General features: G+C 36.5%; 22 protein-coding genes and 1 pseudogene. 1 reads left to right on the top strand and 22 read right to left on the bottom strand.

Features of this window, described 5'->3' with window-relative positions; translation table 11 throughout:
- Positions 1-140: 140 nt before the first annotated feature.
- From RHP76_RS02625 to RHP76_RS02530, 20 genes and pseudogenes are all read right to left on the bottom strand, one after another.
- Entirely contained in the window at positions 141-1,331 is a 1,191-nt protein-coding gene (locus tag RHP76_RS02625; RefSeq protein WP_216444702.1) for a DUF3570 domain-containing protein, read from the bottom strand.
- 35 nt (positions 1,332-1,366) lie between these two features.
- A complete protein-coding gene (locus RHP76_RS02620) occupies positions 1,367-1,588 on the bottom strand; it encodes a DUF4266 domain-containing protein (RefSeq protein WP_288444780.1) in 222 nt (73 codons plus the stop codon).
- Positions 1,585-2,511 (bottom strand): FAD:protein FMN transferase, encoded by a 927-nt coding sequence (locus tag RHP76_RS02615; RefSeq protein ID WP_311229407.1) that lies wholly within the window; start codon positions 2,509-2,511, stop codon positions 1,585-1,587. The genes RHP76_RS02620 and RHP76_RS02615 overlap by 4 nt, the downstream gene beginning before the upstream one ends.
- A 5-nt stretch (positions 2,512-2,516) precedes the next feature.
- On the bottom strand, positions 2,517-2,960 hold the full coding sequence (locus RHP76_RS02610; RefSeq protein WP_120230997.1) for a thioredoxin family protein: 444 nt from the start codon (positions 2,958-2,960) through the stop codon (positions 2,517-2,519).
- 70 nt (positions 2,961-3,030) lie between these two features.
- Entirely contained in the window at positions 3,031-3,420 is a 390-nt protein-coding gene (locus RHP76_RS02605; protein ID WP_062669911.1) for a hypothetical protein, read from the bottom strand.
- Positions 3,421-3,457: 37 nt separating this feature from the next.
- Positions 3,458-5,965: a cation-translocating P-type ATPase gene (locus tag RHP76_RS02600; RefSeq protein ID WP_311229406.1), complete on the bottom strand. Its 2,508-nt coding sequence runs from the start codon at positions 5,963-5,965 to the stop codon at positions 3,458-3,460.
- Positions 5,966-6,040: 75 nt separating this feature from the next.
- Entirely contained in the window at positions 6,041-6,505 is a 465-nt protein-coding gene (locus RHP76_RS02595; protein WP_120230995.1) for a heme-binding domain-containing protein, read from the bottom strand.
- A 42-nt stretch (positions 6,506-6,547) separates the two neighbouring features.
- A complete protein-coding gene (locus RHP76_RS02590; RefSeq protein WP_311229405.1) occupies positions 6,548-7,702 on the bottom strand; it encodes an efflux RND transporter periplasmic adaptor subunit in 1,155 nt (384 codons plus the stop codon).
- 2 nt (positions 7,703-7,704) lie between these two features.
- Positions 7,705-12,052, bottom strand: a pseudogene (locus RHP76_RS02585) (CusA/CzcA family heavy metal efflux RND transporter).
- Positions 12,053-12,188: 136 nt separating this feature from the next.
- Complete coding sequence (locus RHP76_RS02580; RefSeq protein WP_238590563.1) at positions 12,189-12,449, bottom strand: hypothetical protein; 261 nt, start codon at positions 12,447-12,449, stop codon at positions 12,189-12,191.
- Positions 12,450-12,658: 209 nt separating this feature from the next.
- A complete protein-coding gene (locus RHP76_RS02575; protein ID WP_062669921.1) occupies positions 12,659-13,333 on the bottom strand; it encodes a MarR family winged helix-turn-helix transcriptional regulator in 675 nt (224 codons plus the stop codon).
- 233 nt (positions 13,334-13,566) lie between these two features.
- The gene (locus tag RHP76_RS02570; RefSeq protein WP_062669922.1) at positions 13,567-13,866 is read right to left on the bottom strand and encodes a DUF883 domain-containing protein; all 300 of its coding nucleotides are present in this window, start codon (positions 13,864-13,866) and stop codon (positions 13,567-13,569) included.
- Positions 13,867-14,182: 316 nt separating this feature from the next.
- The gene (ribA, locus tag RHP76_RS02565) at positions 14,183-14,773 is read right to left on the bottom strand and encodes a GTP cyclohydrolase II (protein WP_311229404.1); all 591 of its coding nucleotides are present in this window, start codon (positions 14,771-14,773) and stop codon (positions 14,183-14,185) included.
- Positions 14,774-14,799: 26 nt separating this feature from the next.
- Positions 14,800-15,348: a lipocalin family protein gene (locus RHP76_RS02560; RefSeq protein WP_120230992.1), complete on the bottom strand. Its 549-nt coding sequence runs from the start codon at positions 15,346-15,348 to the stop codon at positions 14,800-14,802.
- Positions 15,338-16,027, bottom strand: a complete 690-nt coding sequence (locus RHP76_RS02555; RefSeq protein WP_120230991.1) for a lycopene cyclase domain-containing protein — start codon at positions 16,025-16,027, stop codon at positions 15,338-15,340. The genes RHP76_RS02560 and RHP76_RS02555 overlap by 11 nt, the downstream gene beginning before the upstream one ends.
- The gene (locus RHP76_RS02550; RefSeq protein WP_062669930.1) at positions 16,024-16,476 is read right to left on the bottom strand and encodes a sterol desaturase family protein; all 453 of its coding nucleotides are present in this window, start codon (positions 16,474-16,476) and stop codon (positions 16,024-16,026) included. The genes RHP76_RS02555 and RHP76_RS02550 overlap by 4 nt, the downstream gene beginning before the upstream one ends.
- A gap of 1 nt (position 16,477) precedes the next feature.
- Positions 16,478-16,945 (bottom strand): SRPBCC family protein, encoded by a 468-nt coding sequence (locus RHP76_RS02545; RefSeq protein ID WP_120230990.1) that lies wholly within the window; start codon positions 16,943-16,945, stop codon positions 16,478-16,480.
- A gap of 57 nt (positions 16,946-17,002) precedes the next feature.
- Positions 17,003-17,839 (bottom strand): phytoene/squalene synthase family protein, encoded by an 837-nt coding sequence (locus RHP76_RS02540; protein ID WP_062669934.1) that lies wholly within the window; start codon positions 17,837-17,839, stop codon positions 17,003-17,005.
- A 1-nt stretch (position 17,840) separates the two neighbouring features.
- Positions 17,841-19,331: a bifunctional phytoene desaturase/3,4-desaturase gene (locus RHP76_RS02535; protein WP_311229403.1), complete on the bottom strand. Its 1,491-nt coding sequence runs from the start codon at positions 19,329-19,331 to the stop codon at positions 17,841-17,843.
- 42 nt (positions 19,332-19,373) lie between these two features.
- Positions 19,374-20,030 carry a MarR family winged helix-turn-helix transcriptional regulator gene (locus RHP76_RS02530; RefSeq protein ID WP_311229402.1) on the bottom strand — a complete coding sequence of 219 codons (657 nt, stop codon included), beginning with the start codon at positions 20,028-20,030 and terminating at the stop codon, positions 19,374-19,376.
- A 416-nt stretch (positions 20,031-20,446) separates the two neighbouring features.
- Here RHP76_RS02530 and RHP76_RS02525 point away from each other — a divergent pair, with 416 nt between their 5' ends.
- Positions 20,447-21,742 carry an NRAMP family divalent metal transporter gene (locus RHP76_RS02525; protein WP_311229401.1) on the top strand — a complete coding sequence of 432 codons (1,296 nt, stop codon included), beginning with the start codon at positions 20,447-20,449 and terminating at the stop codon, positions 21,740-21,742.
- An 11-nt stretch (positions 21,743-21,753) separates the two neighbouring features.
- Here the strand turns inward: RHP76_RS02525 and RHP76_RS02520 are convergent, their stop codons facing one another.
- Together RHP76_RS02520 and RHP76_RS02515 are read right to left on the bottom strand one after the other, a co-directional pair.
- Positions 21,754-23,133 (bottom strand): MBL fold metallo-hydrolase RNA specificity domain-containing protein, encoded by a 1,380-nt coding sequence (locus RHP76_RS02520; RefSeq protein WP_311229400.1) that lies wholly within the window; start codon positions 23,131-23,133, stop codon positions 21,754-21,756.
- 12 nt (positions 23,134-23,145) lie between these two features.
- On the bottom strand, positions 23,146-23,562 hold the full coding sequence (locus RHP76_RS02515) for an Hsp20/alpha crystallin family protein (protein ID WP_311229399.1): 417 nt from the start codon (positions 23,560-23,562) through the stop codon (positions 23,146-23,148).
- Positions 23,563-23,569 lie beyond the last annotated feature (7 nt).

Below are 23,569 nucleotides of genomic sequence, written 5' to 3'. Positions count from 1 at the left end.
TTTCTGCATTAAAGTGTTTGAGTACTCGTTTTGGTCACAAAAAACCAAATTGCGCCAACTAAAGACAGCTGGCGCAGTTTTTTTAATAAATAGATCTTAATTGAATGTTAATCTTCAAAATTCTAACTAAAAAAAGAATTTTACTTAAATCTCAAATTCAGAGAGATGATATCAGATTTCATTCCTACGGATTTTGTATAATGTCCGTATCTGATTTCTAACATATTCAGCCTTTCAACACCAAATAAACCATTCTTCGGACTGATTCTTATTCCCGCTCCGTAAAAATTACTGCTGAATTTTGACATATCATAATTACTGGTATAAAAGTCATCAAAAGCCGTGTGTTGCTGATATGGTGCAAAATATTTGGCTGCAGTCTGAGAATAATACCTGTAAAATGGAGTTACCGAAACAAAAGGTGAAATTTTCACAGGCGTTTCTAAACTGAATGTATTTGATTTCAAGCCCCAATCATCAGTGTAATAACGATAATAAGTTCTCAAAATGACTTTGTCGCCGAGGAAATAATTTGCTCTTACTCCCAAAGGAATTTTAAACCGTCTATCCGGCAAAGTTTCCTGATGGACGGAATTATCATTGAAATAAACCCTATGGAAAGGTAAACTCAAATATCCTGTCTGCTGAACACCATCCGCCAACAATTCAACCTGAAAGTTCTGATTGATAATTTGTGAATATGATAGTGACAAAGCATAAGTATTTCTTCCGCTTGTCCCATAGTTATCGTGTTCTCCTCCTGTACTTCCATTGGTTCTCAGTTCAATCGGCGCAATCAGTTTTACCTGATCCAGATAAGCCTGGAATTTCGCCGTAAACTCTCCCATTCTGTTCTTTGTCTTTTGTGAAAACCCAATGTTTGCTCCGTACGATGTGTAATCAAACTCGAAGGAAGTAGAAATACCAGCCATTAAAGTGGTTCCTTTATCCGTATTTTCACGGCTCCAACTCAATGCAGGATAAATTCTGTTGTCTGCGTGGGAAGCGGATGAATTGGCTTTCAAATCTATCATATCCGACGAAGCAGAAGTATAATGATCGATCCCGACACTGAGATCGAATTTATTTTTTCTGTCCTTCTTGTCATATTTTACCATGGTTACATCGATGGTATTGGAAATATCGGTCAGTTTTTCTGTACCAATTCCTCCCGTAACAGCAGAGTTATTCCCGTTTTGTTTATAATAGCTTGAAACTAAATTAACTTCATCAAAAGTCAGCTTTTTAGGCTGCTCATTGTTTGTATTTTCCTGTGCTTTTGCATTGAAAATTCCGAAAAGAGCAATAACACTTACGATTATTTTTTTCATTCTTGAATCACAATTAAATTTTACGATTACTCTTTTTAATTACATCCGCAACCGCCACCTACTTTTCCTGCATTCGCACCTGAAGATCCTTCTCTGTACGATTGAAAGCTCAGTTCGGTTTTTTCAATTTTTCTGTTTCCAAGAGCCATTTCGGCATCGTTTAATTTGTTTTTCTCGTACTCTTTTACCGTTGTACAAGACTGTACTGAAGCAACTGTGATTAGTAAGAAGCCGAATATTTTTATAGGGTTTTTCATTTTAGATTAATGTTTTGAGATGAATAAATTTTGTCCTGATCATCAATAATGATGCATTCCAGATGGTTGATCTGGTTGATCATATGGAGGGCCGCATCAATTCCCATAATACTTACCGGAGTTGCCATTGCATCTGCAATTTCTGCGTTAGGACAAAAGATCGTAACACTTTTTACGCCCGAAACAGGCATTCCCGTTTTGGGATTGATGGTATGAGAATATTTTTTACCGTTGATAACGACGAATTTTTCATAATTTCCCGAAGTTGCAACCGCCATATCTGTAATATTCATATAAGAAAACGGCTGTTTTGCGTTATCAGGATCGGCAATTCCCACAGTCCAGGGCTTTCCATCTGCCTGATTTCCCCAGGTCGTTAAATCTCCTGAAGCATTTACAATTCCGGAAGTGACACCTCTGTTTTGAAGCATCTGTTTTGCCATTTCAGCAGCATACCCCTTACCGATTCCTCCAAAGCCAATCCGCATGCCTTTTTCTTTTAGCAGAACAGTTTGCTCTTCGCGGTTAAGAATAATATTCCGATAATTTACTAGTTTCAGATGATCTTTAATCTGTTCAGGATTCGGAAGCTCTCTCATTTCCTTATCGAAATTCCAGAAACTTTTATCAATTCCACCATAGGAAATATCGAAATATCCGTCTGTTATTCTGCTGATTCTAAGGCTTCTTTCAATCAGGTCAAAAATCTCCCAATCCACTTTTACAGGCTTGATTCCGGCATTTCTATTGATGAGATTGGTCTGGCTTTCCTCACTGAATGTCGTCAAGAGCTTTTCAATTCTCCGAATCTCGTTAATCGCTGCATCGATATGCTGATTTGCCAACTTTTCATCATCGCTTACAACAGTAATTTCAAAAGCGTTCCCCATTAGTTTCTGAGGTCTTTTGAATTCTCTTACCATACTTTTTATTTTTGATTTTCTTTTATACTTTTTATCTCTTTGCTGAAAGCCAGCGCATCTTCCGAAGGCAGTCCTTCCCAGCTTTTCAGGACTTTTCCTTCAGAATTCAATAACAATGTATAAGGAAATAATCCTTTTTGATTGTATTGATCGGCAAGCGAAGCATTTTCTTTTTTCAGTTCAGAGGAAAGCTGATTCTTTTTATTTCTTGGAAAATCTGCATTGATATAAACGATGAAATTTTCCGACTCCAACTTTTTAAATTCATCAGTTTCTATGATATTTTTGTGAAGTTTGATGCACGGAATACACCAGTCTGAACCTGAAAAATTCAATAAGATAAGTTCTTTATTTTGGGAAGCTTGTTTTTTGGCATTTTCCAAACGGCTTTGCGCATGAATGCCAATAGCGAATACAACCATTAATATGGCTGAAAATAGTGTTTTCATTATTATAAAATTAATGATATAAAATAATTGATGATGTTGGTCTGTGAGCACAAACCAAATTGAGACTGAATTATATAAAAGAAACCCTTGGTGGTTCCCATACGGAATTCAGAAATCCTTTATAACAAAGATCTTCATCTTTTGATGGGATTTTATGACATTCTAAAGAACTAAAATGATATGGTCCCGTTTCAAAACTGAATCCCTGATTAATCGTAAAAACCAATGACAAAGGCGCAGAATGTATGATAAACGGAAGTTTCTGATCTTTACCGTAATCTCCATCTTTCACAGGATGATCATAATGTGTTTTTAGAAATGCGGTAAGTGTCATATCCGGATTCAATTCTTTATGTTCGAAATAATGCTCGACCAATTCCGGGATTTTCAAAAGCTGATACAATTCGGTTGTGGAAACCAAATATAAAAATAACAACAATATGGAAATCAACTTTTTCACTATTCAAAATTATGAAATATTTTATTACAAATATTTTTTATCTTCTTCCCAAATATCTTTTCATCAACTTATAAAGCTCAAACCACAAAACTGAAATAGCAGCAACAATCAATGTCATTCCCAATTCTTTTGCTTCAAGCGGAGTTACACTAAAGAATGCTGATACCGGCTTTACGTAAAGAATAAAAAGCAATAATACAAGAACCAACACGGAAATTCCTGTCAATAAAAAGTTACGATTTTTAAAACTTTCAAAAATACTATAATAGAAAGACCTGTTTACCAGACTGAGTAATATATTAGAAAATATTAAAGTACTGAAAACCAATGACCTAGTTTTAGGTTCATCATTCCCCAGACCAAGAGAATACTGATATATCCACAGTATTCCTGCCGTAATGATGATCCCCTGAATAATGCTTATTGTGAGCTCTCTCCAGTTCAGAAAAGTATCTGTCAATGCCCTCGGAGGCCTTTGCATCGCATTTTTTTCCATTGGTTCATTCTCATAAACAATGGAACACGTCGGCCCCATAACCAGTTCCAGAAAAATCACATGCACCGGAGTAAAAATATGGGGAAATACCCAGCCCAGAAATAAAGGTAAAGAAACAGTGAGTATAATAGGAATATGAATAGAAATAATATACTGGACCGCTTTTTTTATATTGGCATAAATTCTTCTTCCTGCAGCAACCCCAATTACGAGTTTATCCAGATCATCATTCGTGATAACCAGTGCTGCGGCTGATTTGGCAATTTCAGTCCCTTTATTTCCCATGGCCACTCCAATATGAGCCGCTTTTAAAGCCGGGCCGTCATTCACTCCGTCACCCAGCATGGCCACTACATGGCCCTGCGCTTTCAAGGCAGAAACCACTTCGAGCTTTGCTTCGGGAAACATTCTTGTAAACAAAGTGGTATCTTCAGAAAGTTTTATAAGGTCCAATTCTGAACATGCTGCTATTTCACTTCCATTAACTGGCGGAGTATTGTTTTCTATTCCTGCCTGCAATGCAATGGCTTTGGTAGTATCCGCATTATCTCCTGTAATGACTTTTACTTTAATACCGGCATCGTAGATATGTTTAAATACTTCTTTTATTCCTTTTTTGGGAGGATCATAAAATACGGTCAATCCTAAAAAATCAAATTTAAAATCCTGCTGTTTATCCGGAAAATCATTTCCTTCAAAATGAGATCTGGCAACACCGAGAACTCTGTATCCCTGTTCTCCGAAATTCTTTATTAACGTTCTTATTTTATTTTTTTCTTCTTCTGAAAGACTGGAAACACTTATAATGGCTTCCGGAGCTCCTTTAGCTGCTATAATTCTGTCTTTTTGCTCATTTTCAAAAAGATGGGTCATCATCGGCGGTTTACCTTCCAACGGGTACTCATGAAACAGCTGATAGTCTTTTCTTTGATCAGGCTTACGATTCTGTTCATAGACCTTATGTAGTGTTATTTCCATGGGGTCAAAAGGTACAGGTTCACTACTCCACATCGCATAATCAATGAGTTCATGCAGCACTGTTGTCTCAAACTCTGTTTCTTCATAAGTTCTGTCAGAACGGTAATCATATAGATGTTTCAATTGCATGGAGTTTTCCGTAATCGTTCCTGTCTTATCAGTACAGATTACAGAAACGCTTCCCAGCGTTTCTACAATACTGCTTCGTTTAATAATAATTCCTTCCCGCATCAGTTTCCATGCGCCCAAGGCCATAAAGGTCGTAAAGGCTACAGGAATTTCTTCAGGAAGAACAGACATTGCTAATGTAAGCCCACTCAATAAACTGGTCACAAAATCTCCTGTTTTGACAAAGCTGAAGATGCATACTGCCAGGAAGATGATGAGCCCGATAACAGCCATCCCCTTTACAAAGTTCCTGATCTGAAGCTGTAAAGGAGATATTTCTGTTTTTATATTGAGTATGGACTGTCCTATTTTTCCTACTCTTGTTTCCTTTCCAATATTTTCAACCTCAAAAACCGCAAGTCCGGAAACTGTAATTGTTCCGCTATAGACTTTATTATCTTCAGATTTGCTGTCCTTGAAAACAGAAAAGCTCTCTCCGGTAAGGGAAGATTCATTGACAGAAAAATCGTTGCTATGAACAATTCTTCCGTCCGCATTGATGAGGTTTCCTTCTTCGGTAATACACAGATCACCAACTGCTATTTCAAAAGTGGGAATATCTATAATCTTTGAATTCCTGATTACCTTACTTAAGGGTTCATTCAATTTTTCAAGTTCTTCCAGTGCCTTTTTGCTCCGGTTATCCTGATAAAAAGAAATTGCGGTGACTCCAACAATAGCAGCAAACATAAATAAAGCCTCTCCATAATCTCCTGTAAGCACATAAATGAAGGAAACACAGATAAGAAGAATCAGCATCGGTTCTTTAAGGATGTTGAGAAGAAGATCTGCCCATGATTCTTTCTTAACCGCTTCGAGACGGTTATATCCGTATTTTTTTCTGGAAGCGGCTACTTCAGATTCTGTAAGCCCTTTCAAATTTTCCGGTATATTGTAATTCATACGAAATGGATATGATATTAAATTTACTGATTGTTTTGTTATATCAGGGTACTATTTCTGTTTTTTTACAGCCTCCTATTCAATCTGCTTTTTCACCTCATTTACCCATTGTTCAATTTCTGACTTTTGGGTATCAGTCAGCTTTGCATTCTGATGAACAACGGTATAGGATGTAAGGGGCATTTCGCCCTCTCTGATTGTTTCTGCAACCTCGTCAAGTTTCTTTATTTTTTTCTCTTTTGAATAACTGTTAAATTCATCAAAATTGAGATGCCGTTTTCCTGAGTTCACATGATCTGCCAGCCACCATTTTACAGGCTGTATGTTATTGTACCATGGATAAGCCGTGGTGTTGGAATGGCAGTCATAACAGCTTGTTTTTAATAATCCCAGTACATGAACCGGAACCTGATAATGTTTTTCAATGGCATTATCCGAAGGAACTGTTGCAATATTTTTATCAGTATCAAAAAACTGAATCACAATCAGAAACAAGGCTATAAAACCTGCTCCTGTTTTTATTAAAGATGATGTTTTCATAATTTGTATTTATTTATAAGTTCTTTTATTTTACTATAATTTTTATTCATCTGCAGTGTTCTTAAGTTTCATAAGAAGTGTATATGCATTTTTGATGACTATTTTTTTATTCTTAAAATCGTCAGTATTCATAATCTGTACGAATCCGTTTTCTGTTTCACCTAATGTTACAGCAGTCAATCGGTAGGTCTGTTTTTTTTCTTCAACGAAGACAAAGTCTTTTCCTTCAAAATTGACAATACTCTGCTCGGGAACAGCATTGGAAAAAGAAGTACTAGTTTCGATCTCGGCATTCATATACATTCCCGGTACAAGACTCTGGTCATATTTTTCAAAATGACAGTGTACTTCAGCCCATCCGCCCGGGTTTACATCTTTGCTGATCAGCAGAATTTCACCATAGTATTTTTTATCAGGTTCGGCATTGGTATAGGCAGCAAACCTCTGCCCTTTCTTCAGATTTACCAGATCTTTTTCATATACTTTGAGATTTAGACGAATATCATCCGGATTAATAAGTTCAAAAAGGACATCGGAGGGATTCACATATTTACCAATATTCACGTTGACCTTGCTTACAAAGCCATTGATACTGCTGTAAACAGGTACACTTTTTTGAATACTTCCCGAATTGAGAGATTCAGGATTGATATTGATAAGGCGGAGCTGCTGAGCCAGGGAGTTCATCAGGATTTTCTGACTGTTCATTTCAGACTGAGCCTGCTGCATTACCTTATCGCTGGTGGCCTGACTTTGGTTAAGGGTTTTCTGGCGGTTATAATCCAATTGGGCAAAATGATTTTTAGATTTTGCCATTAAATAATCCTGCTGAAGCTGAATAAACTGTGGATTTTCTATCACTGCAATCACCTGCCCTTTTGATACCGGCTTTCCCGGAAGCAGGCTGCTCGATTTCAGGTATCCGCCTAAAGGAATACTGACAGAAACCAGATTTTGCGGTGGTACATCTATCATTCCGTTAAGTTTTAAAACAGAGGAAATCTTCTGTAAAGAAAGTACCGTTGTTACGACAGGTGCATTTTTCAGTTGAGCATCCGTAAGCGTTACAACATTTTCATCTTTAGAAGATACTGCGGCTGGTGCCGGCTTGGCTTTTCCATGGTCTCGACACTCATAAAACATGAGCAATCCTATTATTGACAGGGAATATGATATAATTTTAAATGTACGTTTCATTGTTATGGATTTAAAGTGAGATATTCCAGCTCTATAGCACTCTGATTCAGTTTCCAGACTGCATCGGTATAGCTGTTTTTTAAAGTAACCGCCTGATTGATCAGGATGACAAATTCCAGATAATTGATCTCGCCGGCAAGAAACTGTTTTTTAGCTGTTTCAGTGATGATATCGGCATTTTTCAGTTCCGAGTTTTCGTATTGCGAAACAATATCAAGGTTAGCCTGATAAATTCCGGATGCCTTTCTGTATTGATTCTGCAGGTTGAATTCCATGTTGGCAATATCACTGTCCACAACAGATTCAGCAATTTTTGCGGCCTGAATTCTGGCTTTCTGTCCGCCTGAAAAAACAGGAACCGAAACCCCAAGCTGTACAGAATGAAACTGTGGTGCACCGTTGTAGACTTTTTCATCAGCACCCGTCCCTCTAAAGCTGTTGAGGTTGTAGGCCAGCTGAAGTCCGGGAAGCATTTTTGCTTTTTCAAGGGCAATCTGCTGTTCAGAAATATTTTTCTGTTGCTGTAATACTTTAATAGCCGGATGCAAGCTAAGCTCCTCTTTAAGACCTCCATGGTAAATTTTCTGATCTTCAGGAAGGAAATCTGTTTCTGTATTTAAAAGCCACTGAAGCTGATATCCCAACACAGTAAGCTCCTGTCGCAATTGCTTCAGCTGAATTTCAATAGAAGATTTCTGATTGGAAGCCGTAGTTTTTTCCAGAATATTGCTTTCTCCTGCTTTCAGACGGATATTTGCCTTATCGAGAAAATCAGTGTACAGCTTTAATGTTTCCTGAAGCAGCCTTTCTTTTTGTTTCGCATACAGGATATTATAAAAAGTAAGACTCACCGCTTTCTTCAGTTCATATTCCTTAAGAGAAACATTCAGCAGAGACTTTTTCCATTCTTCCGTGTATACATTCTTCTGCTTTTTATACACAGTCGGAAATGCGATATTCTGTGAAATTCCGAATTTCATATCCGTCAGTGCACTGTTGATCTGACCATAATCTACTGTTACTCCCGTTTGAGGAATATCAGATGATGACCTGATAAGGGCTTTTGTATATTCTGATTTTAATTTTTCATTTTTAAGATTTCTGTTATTTTTCAAAGCAATATCAACAGCATCCTGCAATGTAACGGAAGTCTGGGAGTTTACCTGCCCCGCAAAACCGAAACATATAATAAAGACCAGAACGGAAATCTTTTTTTTATTTTTTATTTTTTTCATTTTTAAATCCTTTTTCAATAGTTACATACAATAATGGTAAGACGAACAGAGTAAGAAAAGTTGCGACCATCAGTCCTCCAATGACCACTGTGGCCAAAGGTCTTTGTACTTCTGCTCCTGCTCCGTTGCTGACAGCCATCGGAATAAACCCCAGTGAAGCAACGAATGCTGTCATCAGCACCGGTCGAAGCCTCGACTCTCCACCATCTGTAATGATTCTTACAATATTTTTAATTCCTCTCTTTTGAAGACGGTTAAACTCTGAGATCAGCACAATTCCATTGAGTACTGCCACTCCGAATAGAGCAATAAATCCCACACCCGCACTAATGCTGAAAGGCATTCCTCTAAGTGCCATCAGAAATACACCACCAATAATAGAAAGTGGAATCGCGGTGTAAATTAACAAGCTTTCTTTAACGGAATTAAAGGCAAGGAAAAGCATTACGAAAATAAGAGCCAGAGCAATGGGAACTGCTATCATGAGACGCTGTTTGGCATTATTGAGGTTTTCAAACGAACCTCCATACGTCATATAATATCCTGTAGGAAGTTTCATTTTCTGATCTACCTTCTGCTGAAGTTCTTCTACAATACTCTGAACATCCCTGCCTTTGATATTAAAACCTACTACAATTCTTCGTTGGGCATTTTCCCTCTGAATCTGATTGGGACCATTCTTCACTTCCACTTTAGCAAGCTGGGACAGCGGAATCTGATTTCCAAATGGTGTAGGAACCAAAAGATTTTTAATATCGGTAACATTTTTCCGGTCTTTGTTATCCAGACGTACGACCATATCAAAGCGTTTTTCACCTTCAAAAACCAATCCGGTACTTTGCCCCGCAAATGCGGTATTAACCACACGGTTGATATCTGAAACAGATAAATGGTACTGAGCGATCAGAGGACGGTTGTATTCAATGATTACCTGCGGCATTCCCGAAACAGGTTCTATATATAGATTCTGGGTTCCTTCCACTGTTTCTATAATCTTCCCGAGCTTCTGGGCATTTTGGGAAAGTACATCAAGGTCTTCCCCAAAAATTTTGATCACGACGTCTTGTCTTGCCCCGGTCATCAGTTCATTAAAACGCATCTGAACAGGATATTGGAAGCTGGCAGTAATTCCTGGTACATCCTGCAGTTGTTTCCCCATTTTATCAGCCAGCTCCGGAAAAGTGGACGCTGAAGTCCATTCTTTTTTATCTTTTAGAATAACCATCATATCAGAAGCATCCATCGGCATCGGGTCTGTAGGAACTTCTCCGCTTCCAATTTTTGTGACCACTTTTTCCACTTCGGGAAATCTGGATTTGAGAATGTGTGCTGCTTTCTGGGTACTTTCGATAGTTGTCGTCAGATTACTTCCAGGTAAAACCCTGGTATCAACGGCAAAATCACCTTCTTCAAGGGAAGGAATAAATTCACCACCCATTTTGGACAAAATGAAAACAGCAGTTATAAATAAGACTGCCACTATCCCAAAAACTATTTTGGGCACTCTGAGAAGTTTGAGCAAAACTGCCAGATATACCTTCTCTACCTTTTTCATCATTCTGTCTGATAATGTAGGCTTACCGCTTCTTTTTCTAAGCAATAACGCGCTCATCATTGGAATATAGGTCAGTGAGAGCAAAAATGCTCCCAGCAGTGCAAAAGCTACGGTCTGGGCCATAGGCTTAAACATTTTGCCTTCAATTCCCTGCAGGGTAAGGATCGGGAGATAGACAATCAGAATGATAATCTGTCCGAAAACGGCGCTGTTCATCATTTTTCCTGCAGATTCTATAACGACGGTATCCATTTCTGATTTTCCGACAGAGAAAATCTTTTTAAACTTTGAATTATGACTGAACTGATGTAAAACAGATTCCACAATAATCACTGCTCCATCAATAATCAGCCCGAAATCCAAGGCCCCAAGACTCATCAGATTTCCGCTGACTCCAAAGAGGTTCATCATACATATTGCAAAAAGCATCGCCAAAGGAATAACAGAGGCAACCAGCAAACCTGCTCTTATATTCCCAAGAAATAAAACGAGTACGAAGACTACAATCAATGCTCCTTCCGTAAGGTTTTTTTCTACTGTTCCAATGGCATTGTTCACCATTTTGGTTCTGTCCAGAAATGGCTCTATCACCACTCCCTTCGGAAGCGATTTCTGAACCTGGGCAATTTTTTCCTTTACATTTTTTATGACCTGATTACTATTCTCGCCTTTGAGCATCATTACTACAGCTCCAGAGACTTCTCCCTCATCATTAAAGGTCATGGCCCCATAACGGGTTGCAAACCCCTTCTTTACCTCAGCAATATCCCGTATAAACAACGGAACATCATTTGTTTTTGTCGCAATAGAAATATTGTTGATTTCTTCAATACTTCCTACTAACCCTTCACTCCTGATATATAGAACAGTAGGTCCTTTCTCAATATAGGCACCTCCTGTATTCTGATTGTTGGCCTGCAATGCATCAAATACGTCATTGATTGTTATTCCATAGGCATTAAGCCTGTCTGGATTTACAGCAATTTCATATTGTTTCAGCTTGCCTCCGAAGCTGCTCACCTCTGCCACTCCTTTTACTCCCAAAAGCTGTCTTCTTACAATCCAGTCCTGAATGGTGCGGAGTTCTGTGATATTGTATTTTTTTTCATATCCTTTTTCAGGCCTCACTACATACTGGAAAATTTCGCCAAGTCCTGTCGAAATAGGTCCAAGCTGCGGATTTCCTATTCCCTGTGGAATAACGGACTGTATCTGTTGGAGCCTTTCGGCGACCTGCTGCCTTGCCCAATAGATGTCTACATCATCTTCAAAGACAATGGTAACCAGAGAAAGTCCAAACCTGGAGAAACTCCTGATCTCCTTTAATCCTGAAATATTATTGTTGGCCTGTTCTATAGGAAAGGTAATAAGCCGTTCTATATCTGTTGCACCAAAAGAGGGTGCCATCGTAATGACCTGTACCTGATTATTGGTGATATCCGGAACAGCATCTATTGGCAATTTGGTAACCTGATAGGTGCCTACACCAATAAGTCCCAATACCAACAATGCAATAATGAGTTTATTCTTTACAGAAAACTCAATGATTTTTGTAAGCATAAAAATGATTGATTATCTTAATTATTGTAATGAAATTCTGGTATCCTGAAACGTAGCCCCAAGCATCTACATATCATGCAAACACCTATAAGGAACAGAATACCTTCCCAATCAAAAAATGACTGAGAAAAACAGATTAAGATTGACGAAATCTTGGCGGCTGCCAGATAGAATTAAGAATTTCCTTATTGTAAAGCGCACTTTTGTAAAAGGTCTTCTTGATTTCAATAGGAGTAAACACCTTCTCTACACAATGAAAATCTAAGGAAGGATTAATAGTGAAAACCACAGACAACAGGTTTGCATGTGATACAAAAGGTAATCTCTGGTCCTGATCATGGTCACTGTCTTTCACAGGATGGTCGTAATGGGTTTTCAGAAATGCAGCAAGTGACATTTCAGGATTGAGATTTTTATGCGTTATATAATGCTCTATAAGGAGCGGTATTTTCAAAAACTGATACAGTTCAGTTGTAGAAACTAAAAACAATGATAGCAACAATATGGAAATCAACTTTCTCACGCTATCAAAATTATCAAATTTTTAGTTAAGAATAATTTTAAATAAGCTAATCATTACATATTTATATTTAGTTTTACTAAAAACTACTCCATAATTTTTTTGTTGATAGCGTATTCGTCATAGACAATATTAATGAGTTCATCAGAGTTAATATTTCGCGAAAAAATAGGATAATGGAAAGCATCAAGCTTGTTAAGAATACGAATGAGATCCATCTTTTCTTTATAGGTAAGATTTCCGGCAACAATATTCGTTGCCTGACGAATTTTTTCCATTTGTCTTTCGAGAACAATCAATCCTTTTTCTGAAATACGGATGAGCTTGCTTCGTTTGTCCATATCAGACTCTGTCTGCTCCACAAGTTTCTGACGAAGCAGCCTTGCAATAACAAGCATGCCAACTGGCTTATCATGTATATTTTTTTTGATAAGTGCCATTTTGGTCATTTCGCCAAAAGCTTTTAAGTTGATAAGGTAAATAAAGTCTTCCTGAGTAGAAAATTCAGAATTAATAATAGCTGACTTTGAATAGGTTTTAGCGTATCGGTTTATATGGACCAGTAAGGTACTAATTGCACTTTCAGCACTCCTGCCATTCTCTTTTCCTTCCCAATACGGCTCATCAACAAGGTTCTCTCCACCGGAAATCCATGATTTAAAGCCTTCAATAGTAGGTGGATAAGAATGTGAAGATGTTTTATTCTCTGACTCAAATTGCTCAAGAAGAGTCATAAATTCTTTGATAAGGGTAAAATTCATTTCAATTAAATACTATGCAAATATACCTGCTTTTAATTTAATATCAATTCTTTGCTCACTGCATATCGTGTCTATTCAAGGAATAATAAAAAGAGGAACCAATTACTATTTTTGAAACATTTATGTAAATCTCTCAACAAGCAAAAAAGAATATAAATAAACCAAATTAAAAATTAAGAAAGCTGTCCGAAACTGATAAAGTTTCGGACAGCTTGTCGTATGAGGTCTTTGAATTAATTTGTTCTTTTTCTCCATTCAGCCTTCACATCTTCAGCGGCATCTTTTGTACTTTCCCAAGCTTCATCGGCTTTATCTTTAATATCTTCCCATGCCTCGGACACATTTGATTTTACCTTATCTAACCAGTCTTCCTGCGTCGCTTCCTGATCATTATCTCTTTTTTCATTGATATAATCTTTTGCTTTATCCGCTAATTCACTGATCTTCCATTTTGCATTATCAGCCGCATTTTTTAAAGAGTTTTCTGTTTCATTAACTGCATTTTCCGCTTTGTTATAATCTGAATTATTCATAATATAATATTTTAGTAATTGGTATATAAATAAACAATGTCCATGCCTAAAACGTCCGTTAATATGTTAAAAATATCTTAAAATATTAAATCATCATTTTAAAAACCACAATTCATTTAATTATGCGTCTCATAACCAATGACATAATCTTTCATGCATCCTACAATATTCTCTGCAGCAGTATATCACTTTATGTCCTTATGCTACTATGACACTGATCATTCTTTTGCCAATTTATCCGGTATCACCGGTTAGCAGAATTTTTCCTATGACATTTGAATTTAAATGTATCCTAAAACATTATCCCCAAAAAGCATTAAATCTTCTCTAAAAGATGGCCAAAGTATTTTTTCTTTTTCACAAGATAACTTTCATTCACTTCATTGGAATCAATTTCCAAAGGAATTCTGTTGTTGAGAATAATCCCACTGTTCTCTATTGATCTGATCTTATCCGGATTGTTGGTCAACAGATTAATATTCCCGACCTCTAAAATATTCAACATTTCAACGGCTATGTCAAAGTTTCTTCCGTCTGCCGGGAACCCTAGTTTCAAATTGGCTTCAACAGTATCCAATCCTTTCTCCTGAAGTTCATATGCCCTGAGTTTATTAATGATTCCGATATTTCTTCCTTCCTGACGAAGGTAAATGATCACTCCTCCATTTTCCGACATATATTTCATAGCAGCATCAAGTTGTTGTCCACATTCACATTTTTTGGAATGAAAAACTTCTCCTGTAATACATTCTGAATGAAAACGAACATTGACAGTTGTATTAAAATCTGTATTGTCTGCCACCCAAACCAGATGAGGACTCCAGTCTTCTTCATTCTCCGAAAATGCATACACCATGAACATCCCATATTCTGTAGGTATTTTTGATCGAGCTTGTATTTTGAGCATTTTTTCTGATTTTAAGTTAATATAATCTATTTTTCAAACGGACTTTTTCTGTCTTGTTTTACCCATATCAATTTTGAAGTATCATAACCGATCTCCTGAGCTTTACTTATAAAATTTTGTTTTATGTTTTCGGGAACGGTCTTTTCACGGGATAGAATCCACAAATAATCTAAGTTTTTTCCAGCAATCAAGGCGTATTTGTAATCTTCCAGGGCTACGACGTTATATCCGCTGTAAAAAGGGCCGAAAAAGCTCACTTTCAGAGCTGCAGTGTTCTTGTCTCCTCTAAATTTAGCTGTTCCATTAACAGACACCCATTTATTCTTTTTAAAATTATATCCGCTGTTGACTACTTTTACATTTCCTTCCTCATTAAGACTGTACTGAGCGATTGCATTATCAAGATCTTTTTCAAAGCGATAATCGAATCGGGCTATCTCATACCATGTTCCTAAATATCTATTGACATCAAATCGATCAATAGGCTGCGCTTTTTCGGGCATAGAAGAACAAGAAAACAAAATGATTAACAACGTGAAACTTGATAATAATGTAAGAATGAATTTATTTTTCATTTTTAGTTACTTTTTTAAAGAAATAAATATTAAGTAAAAACTGACTGTAACCATAAACGGCATCTTCTACAGGGATAGTTCCCATTCTAATCCCTAAAAAGTCATCGGGATTATAATTAACAACCGGCGAAGGAATAAAAGAACCTGTCAGGATTCCATTCACTGCAAAAAAACCGGGCATCAATATCAGATATACGAGACTAACCTTTCCTATCCATTCTTTTTGAACAATAAAATGAAGATAAAATAGGGTAAGCAGTGTTACAATTACGGTAAGAAGCGTGTATATTCTCTCATAATAAAGAAAACCAACCACACCAAGGATAATAAATGACGTGAATACGATGAGATTATTAAAAGCACCAGCCCAATCAAGACGATAGAATTTCTCAATGCAATAATAAGTGAAAACGCATGCAAAAGGAATACAGTAAAAAAACAGCCATTCTTCAACAGGAAGTCCTGCTATTTTAAATCCTAAGGTATAATTGAGATTAAACCACCATACTCCATTTGCGGTAAACCATATATCCCAGACAATAAAAGGAACTCCCACAATGGTCGATGACAGAAGAAACTTTCCAAAAAATCTGCTAAACTGTATTCTTCTGTCAAAAGATGCAATAAAGCAAATAATGATCGTGAAAAAATTAATCAGTATGTAAGTATAAGGCATCATTTTTTATTGAAATACATTTTAAAATATTTAACAGGAACCCACAAAAAGCCAAAACATTCTCCTTTTTCTTTACCCAAATGTTTGTGATGTTGCTTATGGGCCCGTCTTATGGCAAGGAAGTAAGGGTTTTTTGCTTTTGTAAAAATTTTTGCTCTCTGGTGAATAAAAATATCATGCACAAAGAAATAGGCCATTCCGTAGAGGCTTATTCCCAGACCGATAAAAAACCAATAACTGAAATTCTGCTGTACTCCCAGATATAATAAAGCAATAGCCGGGCTTGCAAAAATGAAAAAGAACCAATCATTCCTTTCAAGCTTGCCATCATGACTATGATCATGATGATCCCGGTGCAGGAACCACAAAAAGCCATGCATAATATACCGATGTATCAGCCATGTAGCTCCTTCCATTGAAATAAATACTCCCAAAACGATCAGAATATTCATTTTAATTATGTTTATCGTTAAAAAGATCATCCAGAACTCTGTATCTGAAATCGAAAATACTTCTGAGTTTTTCTTTTACAAATAACTGATGGGCTATTTTACCTAAAATTCCCATCGGCAGTTCATAATCTACTGTGTCTTTCATGAGTACTCCATTCTCATTAGGGATAAATTCATGAAAATGATTCCAGTACTTGTATGGACCTTCTTTCTGAAAGTCTGTAAAACTTTCATGATCTTTTACCTGGCTTATAACGGTTTTCCATTTCATCGGAATTCCCAGCACTGGAGAAACTGTGTAATCTATTTCCATTCCTTTAAAAATAGGCTTATCCTTAACATCGGAAAGAACAACAAAGCCCATGCTCTCAGGGGTTATTTCTGATAAATTATGAGGCGATGAAAAAAAACTCCATGCCGTTTCAATGCTGCAACTCAGCTGTTGCTCTCTGTATAATCTGTACATCATTTATTTTTTATCAATTGTTAAACACTTCAACAATCATTTTAATCCTGTATTCTACGGTCAGAAATAAGCAGATTTGTAACGGATATAACTTTTGAACGCAACCAGCAACTTTTGTGAATTGGCAATTCTGATTCTTTGTTGCAACATATTCTGGGAGCTTGTTCTTTTTATTTTCTCAAACAGGGAAAGATAGTATCTGTAGGCAAGGTATACTCCGAAAATGGATGATCCTGGCAGTTTCTTAATTCCCTGCAATGCTTCTTTGAATTCTTCTTCAATTTCATTTTCAATCTGCGTTTTTACTATATTATCAAAGACTGACATATTCAGAGATGGGAAATAAGTTCTTCCTAAAAGCTGATAATCATCTTTAAGATCCCGTAAAAAATTTACTTTCTGAAAAGCAGATCCTAATTTCATTGCAAAGGGTTTAAGCTTATCATATTGCTGCTTATCACCTTCTGTAAATATCTGCAGACACATTAATCCTACAACTTCTGCAGATCCGTATATATACTCTTTATACAGGTCAGAATTATAATCAATTTTATGAAGATCCATTTCCATACTATGTAAAAACTGATTGATCAGCTTTATATCAATATCATACTTCCGAACCGTTTCCTGAAATGAATGCAAAATAGGATTGAGTGATATTCTATCTTCAAGCGCTTCATAGGTTTCCGCTTTTAATCTCTTCAGAAGCTTTTCTTTATCATAGCCATGAAAACTATCTACAATTTCATCTGCAAGGCGCACGTAACCATAAATAGCATAAATAGCAGGCCTGATAGCAGGCTTGAGGGCAAGTATTCCCAACGAAAAACTGGTACTGTATTTTTGTGTAGTGTACTTACTTACTTCGTAAGACAATTCATCAAACAGCTTTTTCATATTATTTTATTTTTAGTTTACTAACTTCAGCCGCCACAATTTTCCCTGAAATTACCGAGGGAGGAACTCCGGGACCGGGAACCGTCAACTGTCCTGTATAGAACAGATTCCCGATCTTTCTGTTCCTTATCTTGGGTTTTAAAACTGCCGTCTGTGATAAAGTATTAGATAACCCGTAGGCATTACCCTGATAAGCATTATAATCCGAAATAAAATCGCTTACACAATAGCTTCTTTTATATTCAATTCTGGAAATAAGATCGGTTTCACCGGTATGTTTTTCAATTCTTTCAAGCATTTCCATCAAATATTTTTCCCTAACAGGTTCCTCATCATGTATGCCAGGGGCAAGGGGTAGCAGTAAAAAAAGATTCTCACAACCTTCAGGAGCTACATCCGGATCTGTCTTGGAAGGGCAACATGTATAAAAGAGAGGCTTTTTGGGCCATTTTTTATTTTTATAAATACAATCTATATGATTATCAAGTTCATTTTCAAAAAACAAAGTATGATGTTTTAAATGGGGTATTCTTCCTCTTATTCCCAAATAATAAATAAGACAAGAGGGGGCGAAGGTTCTCGTCTTCCAATATTCATCTTTATAGTTTCTGAGCGATTTGGGAAGCAGTCTTTCTGTATGATGATAATCTGATGAAGCAATGACCGCATCAAATTCATATGTTTTACCATCCACTATTATGGAAGATACCTTTCCTTTTTCCGTATTTATTTTTTGTACTTCATGATTAAAATGAAACGTTACACCCTGTTTTTCTCCTACCTCTTTCATAGCAAGAACAAGTTGATAAAAGCCTCCCATAGGATATTTTGTGCCCAAAACATAGCCTCCGTAATTCATAAGGCTGTACAGGGCAGGAATCTGCTGGGGAGAAGCTCCGAGGAATATAACCGGAAACTCCATCAGAGATTTTAATTTTTCATCAGAAAAGTATCCTGATACATACTTTCGGAAATTACTGAGAAGATCAAGCTTGAGAGCACTGTTTGCTATTTTTAAAGAAGCAAATTCACGCCAGCTGTAGCAGGGCTTGGTAACAAATTCCTTCATTCCGATTTCATACTTAAATCTAGCAGACTCCATAAATCTGTCATACTGATTACCTGCTCCACTTTCTGTTGCTTCAAAAAGTTCTCTTATAGCATCATTATCTCCAGGAACAGAAACTTTTTCTCCTGAGAAAACCATTTCAAACTGTGGGTCTAAGGAAACAAGTGTAAAAAAATCAGACACTTTGCAATCAAAATCATTGAAAAATCTCTCAATAATATCAGGCATCCAGTACCAGCTAGGGCCCATATCAAAAACATAGCCTTTATCTGTTTTAAACTGCCTTGCACGGCCACCAGGTTGGTTATGCTTTTCAAATACATGCACTTCATTGCCGGATTTTGCGGCATAAGCAGCTGCTGAGAGTCCTGAAAATCCAGAACCTATCACTGCAATTCTCTTTCTTAAGTTTCCAGTATTCATTGGTATTTATCTAATAGTTTTAACAGATAATCTTATATCGTATCAATTGAGTTCCTTATTCACCATATCCAGTAAACTGGCAGTTGTTAAATTCATTTTGTAAAAAGAATCATGGAATTTGTCCAATTTAGAAAGTATGGTAATGAGTAACATTTGTTCAGAACGGGTCAAATTCCCCACCACTATCTTTGAAACTTTACGAATCTCCTGCATATGCTCCTCAAGCACCGAAATTCCTTTTTCTGTTATCTGAATATATTTTTTTCTTTTATCTTCCTGAGATTTTGTCTGTTCAGCCCAACCATTATGAATCAAACGGTTAATAATTAGTATCCCTGAAGATTTTTCACTTACATTATGGCCGATAAGTTCCATTTTAGACATTGCTCCCCTTGTCCTTAAACTGATCAGATAAATAAAATTATCCTGGCTTGAAAAAACAGAATTCCCAATTGATCGGGAATACATTTTCGCAAACCGTCCTATTCTTATAAGTAAGGTATTAATAATACTCTCGGAACCTCTTCCTAATTCCTTCCCTACCCACCAAGGATTTTCTGATTCAGAAGGATTTTTATGGCAATCATTAATCCAATGTATAAACCCTTGAAGATCATTATTATATAATGCCTTATTTTCATTTTGCTGAATGAATTGATGAACAAGTTCCAAAACTGATTTTAAAAGATCAAAATTCATATCAATCAAATTAGTATACAAATATACTAAAATATGTATATAAATATACTTTAAATTGTTTTATTTAAAAATTATTAATTAAAGAAATACAAAGATTGGGTTTTAAACAAAAGGAAATAAAACAATAAAACACTAATAAACAATATTTTACATATCACCAATTAGATTAAAAAAAATGAAATCATAAGAAAGAAATTAAAAACATATAGTATATTTATAAACTTAATATTTATAAATATCAAACGCTTTAATAAGATTACCCTGTTGATTTGGTCGCTATTTTACAATATAAATCCCGGGCTTTTTTAATTATTAATGTATGTATTGCAATATATTATGTATAATGGAATTGAAAAAACATATTGATTATTAGTCATTTTAATAGTATCTTGTAGAAAACAAATCTTTATTACGATATGTCTGCCAAACGTTACGTTCAAACCCACACCAGGAGGATAAGAAAATTCTTTGGGTTATTAGGTCCGGGATTAACGACTGGTGCTGCCGATGATGATCCGTCTGGAATTGCAACATACTCTCAGACAGGAGCTCAATTTGGTTATGGACAGCTATGGACAGCACTTTATATGCTTCCCTTTATGATTGCGGTACAGGAAGCTTGTGCAAGAATAGGAATGGTTACCGGTAAGGGGCTTACGGGAGTAATCAAAATGCATTACAGTAAGAGAATATTGTACAGTTCAGTAGGGCTTGTGGTAATTGCCAATACGATTAATATCGGGGCGGATATTGGAGCAATGGCCGCTGCCGCACAATTAATTATCCCTGTTGATATTATCATACTGATGCTTGTTTTTACTATCAGTATATTGGTCTTGGAGATATTCGCCAGCTACCAGGTGTATTCAAAATTTCTAAAGTGGCTGGCATTATCTCTTCTTGCCTACCCTCTTACTGTATTCATCATTGATCAACCCTGGAAAGAAATACTAAAAGCCTCTGTTATTCCTCATTTTGAATTTTCATTTAATTTTCTTTTCATAATAACCGGAGTGTTTGGAACAACTATTACTCCTTATATGTTCTTTTGGCAGGCTTCACAGGAAGTGGAAGAAGAAAATAAAAAGGGGTTAATACAAGATGGGAAACCCCAAATCGGATGGCGTCATATTCATGCGATGAGAAAAGATAATAATATAGGCATGATCATTTCCGAATTTACCACATGGTGTATTATTTTGGTCGGAGGAACCGTCTTGCACAGCGCTAATATAACAGATATTAATACCGCAGCTGATGCGGCAAAAGCTCTGGAACCTTTAGTGCAGTCATTTCCAAATTCTGGATTGATATCCAAAATTATATTTGCCATCGGCATCATCGGCCTGGGTTTGCTTGCTGTCCCCGTTCTCTCAGGATCAGCATCTTATGCCGTTTCAGAAGCTCTTAACTGGAAAGCCAGTTTAGATATGAAATTTACAAAAGCAAAAGGATTTTATATGGTTATTATTATTTCTACCCTTATTGGCCTTTGTATGAATTTTATTGGTATAAACCCAGTAAAAGCTCTTGTTTATACCGCAGTTCTCAATGGCATAGCAGCTGTACCTCTTTTGTTTCTGATTATCCGGATATCAGCAAGTGAAAGTATTATGGGAGAATTTAAAAGCAGATGGCTTTCAAAAAGCTTATTATGGGCGACATTTTTCTTTATGGCCACCGCTTCTGTGGCAATGTTGTTTACTATTTAAATAATAATTCCCTATTCCACTTGTGTTAAAATAATTTCTTCATCTTTTTTAAGAATTTTAACCGGAAACTGAAGATCTGTTTGAATTTTCACCCTAAGTGCCTCCAATGCAGAAGATTCTCCGTGAACAAGCATAATCTGCTTGGGAGGAATTTCATATTTTTTAACCCACTCTATTAATTCAGACTGGTCTGCATGAGCAGATAGTCCCGTGATTTCTGCAATATGGGCTCTGACCTCATAGAATTTCCCGTGCATTTTCAGCTCGTGAGACCGGTTGAGCAGTGCTCTCCCCCTTGTACCTTCAGCCTGAAATCCAACAATGAGGACCGTATTTCTACTGTCCCCAATATAGTGTTTCAGATATTCCAGCACTCTTCCGCCAGTAATCATACCACTTCCCGCAATGATAATTTTTGATTTTTTTTCTGCGATGATTTCCTGAGTTTCAGTATAATCTTTTGTGATATAAATCTTTTCAATAATATCATTCCATTTCTGGGTATCAACCAAAGTGTAACCAGAGTACCTGACCATAATTTCGGTGGCTGAAGCTGCCATAGGGCTATCCAGAACCACTGGAATACTGACTGGGATTTTATTTTTGTTTTTAAGTTCCTGAAGGATATACATGATTTCCTGTGCCCGTCCAACCGCAAAGCAGGGAATAATTATATTTCCCCGGTCTTTTAGGGTCTTATTAATCCAATACTCCAACTGATCAGACAAGTCTTTATTTTCGTGAAGTCTGTCCCCATAAGTTGATTCCATAACCAAAAAATCAGCTTGGGAAAAAAAATCGGGAGGAGCTAAAACTGCACTGTGATTTCTTCCAATATCTCCAGAAAAAACTATTATTTTCCCAAAGCAGGTAATTTTTACAGAGCACGCTCCTATAATATGTCCACAGGGTTTAAACATACAGCTTATATGATCGCTTAGTCTAATTTCCTCATTTTCATCAATCACATAAAACTGTTTAAAAGATCTTTCTGCATCATTTATCGTATACAAAGGTTTTGCCGGATTATGTCTTGTATAATGATGACGGTTGGCTTTTTCAGCATCTTCTTCCTGCAGTTTGGCGCTATCAAGTAATATTAGCTTTGTAAGTTCCTTAGTAGGGCCACTCATGTAAATTTTACCTTTAAATCCATTCTTTACGATAAGTGGAATATATCCGCAATGATCAAGGTGAGCATGGGTAAGAATAATGGCATCTATTTCCGAAACATCGGTATTCAATGGCATCCAGTTTTGCTCTCTAAGGTATTTTACTCCCTGAAACAAGCCACAATCAATTAAGATTGTAAGTTCAGGAGTTTTTAATAAATGCTTCGATCCGGTAACAGTTTCTGCGCCGCCGAGTGATGTTAGAGTTATAGCGTTCATGGTAATACAATTTTATTGGACTTTTACTTTTTTATTCATTTGCTTTACAGTATTTGCTTTGCCCATTTTGATGTATAGGCGGCCATTTCTATAGTGGGCTTTAATATTACTGACATCAATACCTTCCGGAAGTCTGAAACTCCTTGCAAGAGAAGAGGTTAAAAATTCTTTCCTAACATAATTTTTCTTAACTTCCTCTTTTTTACCTGATGTATAAGCCTGAATATTCAAAATGCCGTTTTCCACCCTTACCTTAAAATCGGCTTTCTTAAAACCGGGAGCATTGACCAATATCTTATAATTCCCGTTTTTATCAATAATATTGACTGAATGTTCTATTTTAACAGGCTGGTTAAGAATCTTATTTGTACTCCAGAACTCTTCTGTTAATAGTTTTGCTGCAGATTGTTTTTGGGCTAAAGTTTTCATAATAATC

The sequence above is a fragment of the Chryseobacterium sp. SG20098 genome (assembly GCF_031844745.1).
Classification (GTDB): domain Bacteria; phylum Bacteroidota; class Bacteroidia; order Flavobacteriales; family Weeksellaceae; genus Chryseobacterium; species Chryseobacterium cucumeris.
This window is presented reverse-complemented; position numbering and strand designations above follow the sequence as displayed.